This is a genomic window from Streptomyces sp. NPDC004647, assembly GCF_040609575.1.
GTDB lineage: Bacteria > Actinomycetota > Actinomycetes > Streptomycetales > Streptomycetaceae > Streptomyces.
Genome location: NZ_JBEXKU010000059.1, coordinates 1 through 13,267, shown reverse-complemented (window position 1 = coordinate 13,267; position 13,267 = coordinate 1). Strand labels below are relative to the sequence as shown.

The window sequence follows — 13,267 nt, the reverse complement described above, 5'->3', positions numbered from 1 at the left end:
ACCGCCGGATTCCACGGGAGCGGTGCCCCGGTCCCCACCGCCCCGTTGCTGCTCACGGAACGGACTCTCCCCCGCCCCGCGCTCCCCCGTCGGCCGATCCCCCGCCGGCCGTTCCCCTTCGGGCTCCGGTCCGCCCGTCATCGGCGGCCTCCCCAAGGCGCCCACGGCAACGCCGGGACCGGACCGTTCGGCCGTCCGGCGTCCGGCACACGGGCGGGGCCGGCCTCTGCCGTGTGCCCGCCGGGCGGGGTGTTCGCCCCGGAGCCGGAGGCCGTGCGGCCGGTTGGCGGGACGTTTCCGCTGAGGCCGGGGCCGTCCGGGGCGTCCGCCGTGACCGCCGGGTGCCAGCCGTTCCGGTCGAGCGCGCGGGCCAGTGCGCGGACCATGCGCGGGTCGAACTGCGCCCCCGCGCACCGCCGGAGCTCCCGCACCGCCGTCGCCACCGGCCGCGCCCGCCGGTACGAACGCGTCGAGGTCATCGCGTCGAAGGCATCGGCCACCGCCACAACACGCGCGAACTCCGGGATCTCCCCGCCGGAGAGCCCGTACGGATAGCCACGCCCGTCGAGCCTCTCGTGGTGGTGCAGGATCGCCGCCCGGGCCTCCCCCAGAAAGCCGATGCCCCGCACCATCTCGTGCCCGTACTCGGGGTGGAGTTCGATGATCCGCCGCTCCTCCGGAGTGAGCGGACCGTCCTTGCGCAGCAGCCGGGTGGGGACGCCGAGCTTGCCGACGTCGTGCAGGATGCCGGCGAAGCGCAGCACTTCGAGGCGGTCGTCGTCCATGCCCAGTTCCCGGGCGATCATCACGGAGGCGCGACCGACGCGTTCACTGTGGCCGCGGGTGTACCGGTCCTTGATGTCGACGGCCTGGACGAGGGCCCGGATGGTGGCCTGGTGGGCGGCGCGCTCGCGGTGGTACTGCGCGAAGACCCAGCAGGAGATGTACATCGGCAGCAGCACGAGGAGCGCCGCGACCGGCCCGTAGGGGCTGCGCCAGAGCACCGCCATCATCAGCCCGGCCAGCCCGTGCACGAGATGCGGGGCGAGCGAGCGCAGCAGCAGCCCGCGCCAGGCGGTGCGGGGGGAGCAGCGCTCGGCCGTGGCCCTTATGCCGCCGTCCAGAGCGGCGAGGACCAGGCAGAAGGCCACGGCGGCGCCGGTGGCGGGCAGAAGGACGTACGGGAAGTCCGCGGCGGAGACCGCTCCCCGCGCGCCCTCGGCGGAGCCCACGCCGCCGAACGCGTACGCGGCGGCGTACGACGCGAGCGAGAACTGGGCGGCGTGCCAGGCCCGGCGCAGCCACACGGGGTGTTTTTCGACACGCCCCAGGCACGCCCCCGGTACGGCGACAAGGGCGGCCGCGGCGGGGGGCAGCAGAAACGCTCCGGCGAGCAGGACCGGCACGAAGGAACCCATTCCGACGGGTGCCCGGTGCCCCAGGAAGGGGCAGCGAGTGACCTGGTCGGACAGGGCGTAGAGCACGGCCAGAAGGACAACGGCGCCCCAGGGAGTGCCGGCGCCGGCGCGTAAGGCGGGCGCGGCGCACACCACGGCGGCGAGCACGGCGCACAGGATGTACACGCGCGCCCCCGGCGGCACAGCTCGCATGCACGTCCTCCCGCGGTCGCCGCGCGCTCGGCTCGGCACGCGTCAGGATGGGGAGAATAGGCCCGCGCCCGCCCGTGGGCAGGCGCATCGGCGTATTAGGCCGTCCGGGGGGGCCGGATTCGCACCTTCGGGTGACGGTCAGGCCGAGTCGGCGGCACGGGCGGACGCGGTGGAAGCGTCTACGCCCGGGACCTGGCGCGCACCCGGCTGTCCGGGCTGCGACTTCCCGGAGGCGGCCTTACCGGAGGCGGCCTTGCCTGACCCGGCTTGGCCCTCGGCCGGCCCGGAGTCGGCCTGAGCCGCCTGCTGGTCGGCGACCGCCTGCTCCAGCACCGTCTGCTCGGGCACGGCCTCGCCGGCCCGGATGAGGTCGATACGGCCCATGACCTTGGACCGGAGGTCGGTCGGCACGTCGTCATGGCCGCAGCAGCGCTTGACGAGCTTCTTCACGGCCTGTTCGAGGCCGTACTTCTCCAGGCAGGGCGAGCACTCGTCGAAGTGCACCTCGAACTTGACGCAGTCACCAGCGGGCATCTCACGGTCGAGAAACTCATAGAGGTGGTCGAGTACCTCTGAGCAGTCCGTCTCGTGCGGCTCTCCGCAGCTCATGTTCCCGAGCCTTTCCGATCGTGCGACTCGGTCGACGCTGCGGCCGCTCCGGCGGGGACCAGCCCGCGTTCCTGGGCGTAGTCCTCCAGCAGACCGCGCAGTTGCCGGCGACCGCGGTGCAGCCGCGACATCACCGTGCCGATGGGCGTAGCCATGATGTCCGCGATCTCCTTGTAGGCAAACCCCTCGACATCCGCGAGATAGACCGCGATGCGGAACTCCTCGGGGATCGACTGCAGCGCCGCCTTCACATCCGAGTCGGGCAGGTGGTCGAGCGCCTGCGACTCGGCCGAACGCAGTCCTGTGGACATATGCGACTCGGCGCGGGCGAGCTGCCAGTCCTCGATCTCCTCGGCCGCACTGCGCTGAGGTTCACGCTGCTTCTTGCGGTAGGAGTTGATGAAGGTGTTCGTGAGGATCCGGTACAGCCATGCCTTCAGGTTGGTGCCCTCGCGGAACTGGTGGAAGGAGCCGTACGCCTTGGCATACGTCTCCTGCACGAGGTCCTCGGCGTCCGCCGGATTACGGGTCATGCGCAGCGCGGCGGAGTACATCTGGTCGAGGAAACCGAGGGCGTCCCGCTCGAAGCGCGCGTTGCGCTCGGCAGCGGTCTCCGCCTCCTCGCTCCTCTTCGGGGAGGTGGCGTTCTCCGTGCCGGAGGTCAGCGGCGGGTCCACAGCCTGACCGCCGTCATCGGTCCCTGACTCGGTCCCAGTGACCGGACCCACCTCCTCCAACGCTGTTGCGAATCCGAATGCGGATCCGCTCGAATCGGAGGATAGACGACGATCCACTCCGCCCGCCGCTCCTGCGAGGGTGCGCTGCCCCACCACCATGTGCGACCACTCGCTGTCGGCGGCCTGCGGACGGGGCGGGCATTGGATCGAACCCATGCGGCGGACTCCCTCTCCTGCTGCGTTTCCTGTACGTAAGGACGACTGGCACAACACCGGCCGCCAGTGCCGCATTCCCGGCCGTCGGAGGCAATCACCTGCCGGGACGGCGCGGGGCGTGGTCCGGCCCACGTCCGACGACGGCCGACGACGGCCGACGACAGCCCGGGGCGGCGGCCGCCCGGGTCGGCGGTTCACCTCTGCCGGGACCCGGTCAGCGGTTCAGCGAGCGATCCTTTCCAGCCACCCGGCGACCGCTCCGGTGATGACGGCGAGCGTCTCCTCCTCCGTGGGCCCGGTCTTCCTCGGGACAGCGAAGCCGTGGTCGCCGTACGGCACCTCGACGATCTCCGTGCCGGGCGGGAACTCCTCGGGGCGGCCGAAGGCGTCGCGCCCGCCCTGGACGACCAGAGTCGGCACCCCGGCCCCGGTCAGCTCCTCGGCCCGGGACTTCTCGGGCCGCCCCGGCGGGTGCAGCGGGAAGGACAGCGCCAGCACGGCGTGCGCACTGAGCCCGCGCGCCGTACGGCAGGCGACGCGCGCCCCCGCGCTGCGTCCGCCCGCGACGATCGGCAGGCCCTGCTTCTCCAGGGCGGGCCACAGGGCGGTCCATGCGGTGTCGAGTGCCTTCGGGGCCGGGGCGACCTTCTTCCCCGCGACCCTCCAGGGCTGCTCGACGAGGGCCACGGTGACGCCCCGGCCGGGCAGCTCGGCGGCCAGCGCCTGGAGGTCCCGGGCTTCGATGCCGCCGCCCGCGCCGTGGCTCACGGCCAGCAGCAGGTGCGCCTTCCTGGCCGCGCGGCACCAGGTGATGCGGGCGTCGCCCGCGGGTGTGGGAACGGTCTCGGTCTCGATCACGCCACCATCCTCCCGCCACACGCCCCGCTCTCCGCCCACCCGCCCGGGAACACCGCGCGCCGTCCACCGCCGCGCACCGCCAGGCAGGCACGGATCCGGTTCAGAAGAGCGTGCTCTCCTCCGGAGCCTCGAGTTCCGTGAGCAGCTCCGGCCCGTTGTTCCGTACGTTGCTGACCTCGGTCGAGACCGGGTACGCCCGCATCATCCCCGCCGGAGGCGGAGCCAGCAGCGAGCGCAGATCGTCCGGTTCCGTCCGTGACGGGTCCAGCCACGCCGCCCAGCGGTCCGGCGGCAGTACGAGTGGCATACGGGGGTGGATCTCGGCCAGCGAATGCGGGCCCGCGTTCCCGGACGCACCGGGCAGCGGGGTCGTCTCGGCCTCGGTCGTGACGACCGTGCAGGTCACCCACCACGCCCGCGGGTGCTCATCGGGCAGCGTGCCGTCCCGCCAGAACTCGTACAGCCCCGCCATCGCCATCACCGAGCCGTCCGCGGGCGTCACGAAGTACGGCTGCTTTCGAGCGCGCTTCCGCTTTCCCTGCTCCTCCAGACGGCGCTCGGAGGAGCCGGTGACCCACTCGTAGTAGCCGTCCGCCGGCATCAGGCAGCGCCGGGCGGCGAAGGCCCGCCGGAAGGAGGACCTCTCGTGCAGCGTCTCCGCCCGAGCATTGATCATCTTCACGCCGACCTCGGGGGACTTCGCCCAGGACGGTACGAGCCCCCAGCGCAGCGTCCTCAGCTGGCGCACGGGATCCGGGCTGTCCGACGTCCGGTCCTGGCGTTCCAGCACCGCGTAGACGTCCTTGGTCGGAGCGACGTTCCAGTCCGCGGCCAGCGCCTCCTTGGGCTCCCATTTCGCCACATCGAACAGCCCGACCAGATCCTCGGGCTTCCGGCTCGCTGAGTATCGACCGCACATAGGTGCCAGACTGCCACGACGTCCGTACCCGGCGACACGCCCGTACCCCTGCACACAAGGGAGCCGCCCCTCCATGTACGACATAGCGCTCGGCGATCTGTGGGACCGCATCACCGGTACCCAGCCGGACCCCTCCCTGTGGCTGGTCGCCGCCACCGCCGCCGTCGCCCTGGCGGCTGTACTGCCGCACCGCGTCTGGCAGCTGACCCGCAATGCCGTGACGATCGCGCACGAGGGGGGCCACGGCCTGGTCGCCCTGCTCAGCGGGCGCCGGCTGGACGGCATCCGGCTGCATTCGGACACCTCCGGGCTGACCGTCTCGCGGGGGAAGCCGACCGGTATCGGCATGATCCTGACCGCGGCAGCCGGCTACACCGCGCCCTCGCTGATCGGTCTCGGCGGCGCCTGGCTGCTGGCCGCGGGCCACATCACTTTGCTGCTGTGGGGCGCGATCGTGCTGCTCACGGCGATGCTGGTGATGACCCGCAACGCGTACGGCGTGCTGACCGTCCTGCTCACCGGCGCCACCTTCTTCCTCGTTTCCTGGCTGACAGGGCCCGATGTCCAAGCGCTCTTTGCATACGGAGTGGTGTGGTTCCTGCTCCTCGGAGGCGTACGGCCGGTGTTCGAGCTGCAGCGCAAGCGCCGCCACGGAGGCGCCCCGGACTCCGACGCCGACCAGCTGTCCCGGCTCACCAACGTCCCACCGGCGATATGGCTGTTCCTCTTTCACGCCGTCGCGCTGAGCTCGCTGGTCGGCGGCGGTCGCTGGCTGCTCGGTCTGTGACGCGATGTCTCCTTTACCACCGCCATATTTCGGCTGGGTTTCTCCACTTTTGATCAAGATCGGTGCTCGGCGTGAGCCACTAAAGTGAGTGCCATGACCGGTAACCCCGTGCACACTGCCCTCTGGCCCGCCCCGCTCGCGTCCGGCCCCGTCGAAGCGACCGTCACCGTGCCCGGATCGAAATCGGTCACCAACCGCGGCCTCGTCCTGGCCGCGCTCTCCTCGGAGCCCGGCTGGCTGCGCCGTCCACTGCGCTCCCGCGACACCCTGCTGATGGCGGAGGCGCTGCGCACGATGGGCGTCGGCATCGAGGAGACGGTGTCCAGCGCCACCTCGGGCGCGGGCAGCAGCCCCGACACCGGCGAGGCCTGGCGGATCATCCCGGCCGGACTGCACGGCCCCGCCGCGGTCGAGGTCGGCAACGCCGGCACGGTGATGCGCTTCCTGCCCCCGGTCGCCGCGCTGGCCGACGGCCCGGTCCGCTTCGACGGCGACCCGCGGGCGTACGAGCGCCCGCTGCACGGGGTGATCGACGCCCTGCGCACGCTGGGCGCCCGGATCGACGACGACGGCCGCGGCGCCCTGCCGATGACCGTGCACGGCGGCGGCGCCCTGGACGGCGGACCCGTCGAGATCGACGCCTCCTCCTCCTCGCAGTTCGTCAGCGCGCTGCTGCTCTCCGCCCCGCGGTTCAACCAGGGCGTCGAGGTACGGCACGTGGGCCGCGCCCTGCCCTCCCTGCCCCACATCCGGATGACCGTGGACATGCTGCGGGTCGCGGGCGCCGCCGTGGACACCCCCGAGTCGGGCGGCGAGCCGAACGTCTGGCGGGTCTCGCCCAGCGCGCTGCTCGGCCGGGACCTGGTCGTCGAACCGGATCTGTCGAACGCGCAGCCGTTCCTGGCCGCGGCGCTGGTCACCGGCGGCCGGGTCACCATCCCCGACTGGCCCCGGCGCACCACCCAGCCCGGTGACGCGCTGCGCGAGATCTTCACCGATATGGGCGGCTCCTGTGAGCTCACGGATGAGGGCCTGACCTTCACCGGCAGCGGGCGCATCCACGGCATCGACGTGGATCTGAGCGAAGTCGGCGAACTGACCCCGGGCATCGCGGCGGTCGCCGCGCTGGCCGACTCCGAGTCCGTACTGCGCGGGGTCGCGCATCTGCGGCTGCACGAGACCGACCGGCTGGCCGCGCTCACCAAGGAGATCAACGAGTTGGGCGGCGACGTCACCGAGACCGAGGACGGGCTGCGCATCCGGCCGCGCCCGCTGCACGGCGGGGTCTTCCACACCTACGACGACCACCGGCTCGCCACCGCGGCAGCGATCATCGGACTCGCGGTCGAGGGCGTCCGGGTGGAGAACGTCGGCACCACAGCCAAGACGCTGCCCGACTTCCCCGACCTGTGGGCGGGCATGCTCGGCAGTCCGGCGGGGGCCGCCCCCGTACGGAGAGGCTGAGAGCGTCCCGCGATGCGCCGCTACGGCAAGCACACCGACGAGGACGATGTCCGGGTCCGCCCGAACCGCAAGGGAAACCGGCCGCGCACGAACATCCGCCCCAAGCACGAGGACGCGGCCGACGGCTTCGTCCTGACCGTCGACCGGGGACGGTTGACCTGTCTGGTCGACGGCCGTGTGATCACCGCGATGAAGGCCCGCGAGCTGGGCCGCAAGGGCGTGGTGGTCGGCGACCGGGTCGGCATCGTCGGTGACGTGTCAGGCGACAAGGACACGCTGTCCCGGATCGTCCGGGTCGATGAGCGCACCTCCGTGCTGCGACGCACGGCGGACGACGACGATCCGTACGAGCGGGTGGTCGTCGCCAACGCCCACCAGCTCGCCATCGTCACCGCGCTCGCCGACCCGGAGCCCAGGCCCCGGCTGATCGACCGCTGTCTGGTCGCCGCGTACGACGCGGGCCTGGAGCCGCTGCTGGTGCTCACCAAGTCCGATCTCGCCCCGGCGGGCCCGATGCTGAAGACGTATGAACCGCTGGGTGTGCCGTATGTGGTCACCAGCCGGGACGAGTTGGCGAACGGCGAGGCCGCCGACGTGGTGCGGGAGCAGCTGGCGGGCCGCATCACGGCCTTCGTCGGGCACTCGGGCGTGGGAAAGACGACGCTCGTCAACGCGCTGGTGCCGGACCGCCAGCGGGCCACCGGCCTGGTCAACGCGGTGACCGGCCGGGGCCGTCACACCACCACATCGGCACTGGCGCTGCCGCTGCCGGACCGCGAGGGCTGGGTCATCGACACTCCCGGGGTGCGGTCCTTCGGGCTGAACCATGTGGATCCCTCACGGGTCATCCACGCCTTCCCCGACCTCGTACCGGGTACGGAGGGGTGCCCCCGCGCGTGCAGCCATGACGAGAAGGAATGCGCGCTGGACGAGTGGATCGCGGACGGGCACGCGGATCCGGCCAGGCTGTACTCGCTGCGGCGGCTGCTGCGGACGCGGGAGCGACGCGAAGGAGACTGATCCCCCGACGTTTGGCGGCCGTTGCGCGCGGTAAGGGCATAATCGCACGAAGGTAGACGAAGTGGATCACCCGTCCCGGGAGTTCCGCAGGGTATCCGGGGGTAGTCCCTGGTCGGCGAGCGCGTGAGGCCGGCCACGGCAGGCGAAGCGGTCAGGGATGCGGGAGGCAAAACAGATGGCGTGGCTGCTGGTGGTGGTCGCCGGACTCTTGGAGACAGGTTTCGCGGTCTGCCTCAAGCTCTCGCACGGCTTCACCCGCCTCTGGCCCACGATCGCCTTCTGCGTCTTCGCGCTCGGCAGCTTCGGGCTGCTGACGCTCGCCCTGAAGAAGCTGGACGTGGGGCCCGCTTACGCGGTCTGGACGGGCATCGGCGCGGCAGGCACCGCCCTCTACGGCATGATCTTCCTCGGGGACCTCGTATCGACGCTGAAGATCGTCTCGATCACCCTGGTGATCGTCGGCGTGATCGGCCTCCAGCTCTCCGGCTCCGCAGCCTGACGGCGCCGGCTGCGGCACGGCACTGGGCACTGGACGCCGGCACTGGTACCGGCAGGCTCCGCTCGGCGCGGGACTCGCGCGTGGCCCGCGCAGGGCTCGGAGCGCTCCCTCTCACGCATGCAGAGCGACTCTGACCAGACGGGCGGGATCCTCCGCACCGGCGGGGGCCACCACATACGAGAGCGCCAGCCGCACGGCGACCTCGCAGGCCCGCGCCAGCCGTTCCGCCTCCTCCTGCGGACGGCCCGCCCTCAGCGACGTCAGCGCCCGGTCGCGTACCTGCCCGAGCAACTCGACCGGAGAGGGCAGCCCGGCGTCGGCGCGCCGTTGGGCCGGGATGTAGAAGGAGGTCGCCGGCGCTCCGACGACGCGGACCGGGGTCGGCAGCCGTTCGCCCCAGTAGCCGGTCAGCACGGCTCTGACCAGCGGGTTCGTCCGAGCGCTGCGCACCGTCCAGTCCGCCACCGCGGCGAGTCTCCTGCAGGGATCCGTATCCGCGCCCGCGGCTGCGCCCGCTGGTCCGGCCAGGGCTCTGTCCACACCCGCGAGGTAGGCGTCGGCCTCGCGCCGCACCAGGGCACGCGCCAGGCCGTCCTTGCTGCCGAACTCGTTGTAGAGGGTCTGTCTGGACACCCCGGCGGCCGACGCGACATCGACCATGCGCACCACGGACCACGGCCGGCCCGCCAGCGCCACGAAGGCAGCGTCGAGCAGGGACTCCCGCGCGGTAGGCATCGTTGCCTCCCTGGCATGCGGCTCACATGGCTGACGTTCGCAAAGAATTGACGTGCTGCCAGAGAGTGTCAATAGCTCTGACGGAGCAGAGCAGGACCCGTAAGGCCCTGGCCGTGTGGCCGGTTCGTACCCCTGTCGATACTGTTCGCACATGCCCGACTATCACGATGATCTGCGCCTGGCCCACGTGCTGGCGGACGCCGCCGACGCCGCCACCATGGACCGGTTCAAGGCCCTCGACCTCAAGGTCGAGACCAAACCGGACATGACACCGGTGAGCGAGGCGGACAAGCGGGCGGAGGAGCTGATCCGCTCCTCACTGAAGCGCGCCAGGCCGCGCGATGCCGTGCTCGGCGAGGAGTACGGCAGCGAGGGCACCGGCCCGCGCCGCTGGATCATCGATCCGATCGACGGCACCAAGAACTACGTCCGCGGCGTACCGGTCTGGGCCACGCTGATCGCGCTGATGGTCCCGGGCGAGGGTGGCTACCAGCCGGTTGTCGGCGTGGTATCGGCGCCCGCGCTGGGCCGCCGCTGGTGGGCGGCCCACGGGGCGGGCGCCTATACCGGCCGCAGCCTGACCTCCGCGACCCGGTTGCACGTCTCGCAGGTCGCCAAGATCGAGGACGCCTCGTTCGCCTACTCCTCGCTGAGCGGGTGGGAGGAGCAGGGCCGGCTCGATGGGTTCCTGGACCTGACACGCGACTGCTGGCGGACGCGCGGCTACGGCGATTTTTGGCCATACATGATGGTCGCCGAGGGCTCGGTGGACATCTGCGCGGAGCCGGAACTGTCACTGTGGGACATGGCGGCGAACGCGGTCATCGTCAAGGAGGCAGGCGGCGAGTTCACCGACCTGGACGGCACACCGGGCCCGGCCGGGGCAAACGCCGCCGCCTCCAACGGTCTGCTCCACAACGACCTGCTGGGCTATCTGAATCAGCGCTACTGACTCTGCCGGCTCTGCGTACCGGTCCCCACTGATCCCGCCCGCCCGACGGCACCGACCCTGCGTGCCGACGGCACCGACTCCGGCGTGACCGCGCACGCCCTCTTGTTGGCTCAGCCGCCCCATGTGAACATGAGAGTCCGCCCGCTTGTGAACTTGTGAATTCTTTCTCTAAAGGATTCACCAAGGAGGTGGCTCCATTCATGCTCGTCCGTGACGCCATGAGTTCGGTGGTCCTCACCATCGGTCCCGCCCATACGCTTCGCCAGGCAGCGCGACTGATGTCCGCGCGCAGGGTCGGCGCCGCAGTCGTCCTCGACCCCGACACCAGCGGACTCGGCATTCTCACCGAGCGCGACATCCTGAACTCCCTCGGCGCGGGTCAGGACCCGGATCACGAGACCGCGCACGCCCACACCACGACCGACGTCGTCTTCGCAGCGCCCGAATGGACGCTGGATGAGGCTGCTACGGCCATGGCGCACGGCGGCTTCCGCCATCTGATAGTGCTGGGCAGCCAGGATCCGGTCGGAGTGGTGTCGGTGCGCGACATCATCCGCTGCTGGGCCCCGGGCCGACAGCAGCCGTCCGCACTGGCCGGGTGAGCAAGCAGCTGGGGCCGACCCCGTACGGGATCGGCCCCAGCTGCCGGACAAGCGGTTCCGTCAGCCGCGCAGGGCCTGGACGGCGGCCTCCAGCCGCTTGCCGTAGTCCTCGTCCGCCTTGCGGAAGTTGGCGATCGCCCGCTCGGCGATGTCGTCCCGCGACACCTTGGCGATGAAGCCCGAGAGGTTGGCGATCAGCCGCTCCTTCTCCGCCTCGGACATCAGGCGGTAGAGGTTGCCCGCCTGGACGAAGTCGTTGTCCTCGGCGTGGGACGGGGCGGCTTCGCTGCCGGTGTATCCGCTCACCGCGGTCGGCTGCCACACCGGCTTGTCGGTCTGGGTCGGCAGGCCGAAGCTGTTCGGCTCGTAGTTCTTCGCCCGGCCGTGGCGGCCGTCGTACAGCGCCCCGTCACGCCCGTTGGTGCGCGCCTCGGTGGCGTGCGGCCGGTTCACCGGGAGGTGGTCGCCGTTGATGCCGACGCGGTAGCGGTGGGCGTCCCCGTACGCGAAGAGACGGCCCTGGAGCATCTTGTCCGGGGACGGGCCGATGCCCGGCACGAAGTGCGCCGGCGAGAAGATCGACTGCTCGACCTCGGCGAAGATGTTGTCGGGGTTGCGGTTGAGCTCCAGCTTCCCGATCTCGATCGGCGGGTAGTCCTCGTGCGGCCAGACCTTGGTCAGGTCGAACGGGTTGAAGCGGTAACCGGCCGCGTCGGCCGCCGGCATGATCTGCACCTGCACGGTCCAGCTCGGGAACTCGTTGCGCTCGATCGCTTCGCGCAGATCGCGCTGGTGGCTGTCCGGGTCCTCGCCCGCGATCCGGTTCGCCTCGTCCTGGGTCAGCGACTTGATGCCCTGGTCGGTCTTGAAGTGGTACTTGACCCAGAAGACCTCACCCGCGGCGTTGTTCCACTGGTAGGTGTGCGAGCCGTAACCGTTCATGTGGCGGAACGACGCGGGGATGCCGCGGTCACCGAACAGCCAGGTCACCTGGTGCGTCGACTCCGGCGAAAGGCCCCAGAAGTCCCAGACGTTGTCCGCCTCCTGCGAGCCGGTGTACGGGTCGCGCTTCTGGGTGTGGATGAAGTCCGGGAACTTGATGGCGTCCTTGATGAAGAACACCGGGGTGTTGTTGCCGACGAGGTCGTAGTTGCCCTCTTCGGTGTAGAACTTCAGCGCGAAACCGCGCGGGTCGCGCACCGCGTCCGCCGAGCCCAGGTTGCCCGCGACCGTGGAGAAGCGCAGGAAGGTCTCGGTCTGCTTGCCGACCTCGGAGAGGAAATTCGCTCGTGTGTACTCGCTCACGTCGGCGGTCACCGTGAAGGTGCCGTACGCCCCCGCGCCGCGCGCGTGCACGATCCGCTCCGGGATGCGCTCGCGGTTGAAGTGCGCGAGCTTCTCCAGCAGCAGCTGGTCCTGGACCAGGACCGGGCCTCCGGCGCCGGCGGTCTCGCTGTTCTGGTTGTCCGCGACCGGAGCGCCGGACTCCGTGGTCAGCGGCCCTGTCGACTTGGCTGCCTCGCCCTGCACCGTCACGTACGCCTCCTGCATATCGTCCTGGACCTTGGCCTGTGCCGCTTGCGATCCTACATTGGACTAAATCCAAGTCAAGATTCTGCCGAAGACCGTACCCGTTCGGAACACGGCCTCCTCGCTGTTAGGCTGATTTCATGAGTGACCTGCTGGAGCGACTTCGAGGACGCGGCTGGCGTCTCACCGCGCAGCGGCGGGTCGTGGCCGAGGTTCTCGACGGGGAACACGTCCACCTGACCGCCGACGAGGTGCACGCGCGCGCCGCCGAGCGGCTGCCCGAGATCTCCCGCGCGACCGTCTACAACACGCTGGGCGAGCTGGTCTCGCTCGGCGAGGTGATCGAGGTCAGCACGGACCGCCGCGCCATGCGCTACGACCCGAACGCGCACCGCCCCCACCACCACCTGGTGTGTGCGAAGTGCGGCACGGTCCGCGACGTCCACCCCGCCGGCAATCCGCTGGCGGACCTCCCCGACGCCGAGCGCTTCGGCTTCGCGGTCTCGGGCGTCGAGGTCACCTACCGCGGCCTCTGCCCGAACTGCGCCTCGGCCTGATAATCGGGCCCCGGCCCTTCTCACCCGGGGCCGATCCGGCCTTCTTTTCACCGGAACGTGAAGGGGCTGCCGCGGCAGCCGCCCACAGGCTGGGTAAGCCCCGAGCAGTTCGCGCGGAGCCCCGCCGAGTCCCTGAGCATGACGAAGGCCCGGATCCTTGGGATCCGGGCCTTCGTCGTCGTAGCGGGGACAGGATTTGAACCTGCGACCTCTGGGTTATGAGCCCAGCGAG

The 13,267-nt window shown here is 70.9% G+C and carries 14 protein-coding genes; 7 read left to right on the top strand and 7 right to left on the bottom strand.

The annotated features are described in order from the left end of the window. Nucleotides 1–137: 137 nt before the first annotated feature. The 5 genes from ABZW18_RS24090 to ABZW18_RS24070 form a co-directional block, all read right to left on the bottom strand. Entirely contained in the window at nt 138–1,610 is a 1,473-nt protein-coding gene (locus ABZW18_RS24090) for an HD-GYP domain-containing protein (RefSeq protein WP_356190792.1), read from the bottom strand. 138 nt (nt 1,611–1,748) lie between these two features. Further along, entirely contained in the window at nt 1,749–2,219 is a 471-nt protein-coding gene (rsrA, locus tag ABZW18_RS24085; RefSeq protein ID WP_356190790.1) for a mycothiol system anti-sigma-R factor, read from the bottom strand. After that, the gene (locus ABZW18_RS24080; protein WP_356190855.1) at nt 2,216–2,947 is read right to left on the bottom strand and encodes a sigma-70 family RNA polymerase sigma factor; all 732 of its coding nucleotides are present in this window, start codon (nt 2,945–2,947) and stop codon (nt 2,216–2,218) included. Before ABZW18_RS24080 ends, rsrA begins: the two co-directional genes overlap by 4 nt. Before the next feature lie 387 nt (nt 2,948–3,334). Next, on the bottom strand, nt 3,335–3,967 hold the full coding sequence (locus ABZW18_RS24075; protein WP_356190852.1) for an alpha/beta family hydrolase: 633 nt from the start codon (nt 3,965–3,967) through the stop codon (nt 3,335–3,337). Nucleotides 3,968–4,070: 103 nt separating this feature from the next. Further along, nucleotides 4,071–4,889, bottom strand: coding sequence for an SOS response-associated peptidase (locus ABZW18_RS24070; protein WP_356190788.1), 819 nt, complete (start codon nt 4,887–4,889; stop codon nt 4,071–4,073). Nucleotides 4,890–4,962: 73 nt separating this feature from the next. On the opposite strand from ABZW18_RS24070, the gene ABZW18_RS24065 reads away from it, so the two are divergent. The 4 genes from ABZW18_RS24065 (at nt 4,963) to ABZW18_RS24050 (ending at nt 8,659) form a co-directional block, all read left to right on the top strand. Continuing rightward, nucleotides 4,963–5,676: a M50 family metallopeptidase gene (locus ABZW18_RS24065; RefSeq protein WP_356190785.1), complete on the top strand. Its 714-nt coding sequence runs from the start codon at nt 4,963–4,965 to the stop codon at nt 5,674–5,676. Between the two features lie 93 nt (nt 5,677–5,769). Next, nucleotides 5,770–7,140, top strand: coding sequence for a 3-phosphoshikimate 1-carboxyvinyltransferase (aroA, locus tag ABZW18_RS24060; protein ID WP_356190782.1), 1,371 nt, complete (start codon nt 5,770–5,772; stop codon nt 7,138–7,140). 12 nt (nt 7,141–7,152) lie between these two features. Beyond that, nucleotides 7,153–8,160, top strand: a complete 1,008-nt coding sequence (gene rsgA, locus ABZW18_RS24055) for a ribosome small subunit-dependent GTPase A (RefSeq protein WP_356190779.1) — start codon at nt 7,153–7,155, stop codon at nt 8,158–8,160. 175 nt (nt 8,161–8,335) lie between these two features. Beyond that, complete coding sequence (locus ABZW18_RS24050; RefSeq protein WP_356190777.1) at nt 8,336–8,659, top strand: multidrug efflux SMR transporter; 324 nt, start codon at nt 8,336–8,338, stop codon at nt 8,657–8,659. A gap of 111 nt (nt 8,660–8,770) precedes the next feature. Here ABZW18_RS24050 and ABZW18_RS24045 read toward each other — a convergent pair whose 3' ends face one another. After that, the gene (locus ABZW18_RS24045) at nt 8,771–9,394 is read right to left on the bottom strand and encodes a helix-turn-helix domain-containing protein (RefSeq protein ID WP_356190775.1); all 624 of its coding nucleotides are present in this window, start codon (nt 9,392–9,394) and stop codon (nt 8,771–8,773) included. A 151-nt stretch (nt 9,395–9,545) separates the two neighbouring features. On the opposite strand from ABZW18_RS24045, the gene hisN reads away from it, so the two are divergent. After that, complete coding sequence (gene hisN, locus ABZW18_RS24040) at nt 9,546–10,346, top strand: histidinol-phosphatase (RefSeq protein WP_356190773.1); 801 nt, start codon at nt 9,546–9,548, stop codon at nt 10,344–10,346. Nucleotides 10,347–10,546: 200 nt separating this feature from the next. Beyond that, on the top strand, nt 10,547–10,948 hold the full coding sequence (locus ABZW18_RS24035) for a CBS domain-containing protein (protein WP_356190770.1): 402 nt from the start codon (nt 10,547–10,549) through the stop codon (nt 10,946–10,948). A gap of 60 nt (nt 10,949–11,008) precedes the next feature. Here the strand turns inward: ABZW18_RS24035 and ABZW18_RS24030 are convergent, their stop codons facing one another. Beyond that, a complete protein-coding gene (locus tag ABZW18_RS24030; RefSeq protein WP_356190768.1) occupies nt 11,009–12,499 on the bottom strand; it encodes a catalase in 1,491 nt (496 codons plus the stop codon). A 119-nt stretch (nt 12,500–12,618) separates the two neighbouring features. Between ABZW18_RS24030 and ABZW18_RS24025 the strand changes: the two genes are divergently transcribed. Next, entirely contained in the window at nt 12,619–13,035 is a 417-nt protein-coding gene (locus tag ABZW18_RS24025; protein WP_356190766.1) for a Fur family transcriptional regulator, read from the top strand. The last annotated feature ends 232 nt before the right edge of the window (nt 13,036–13,267 follow it).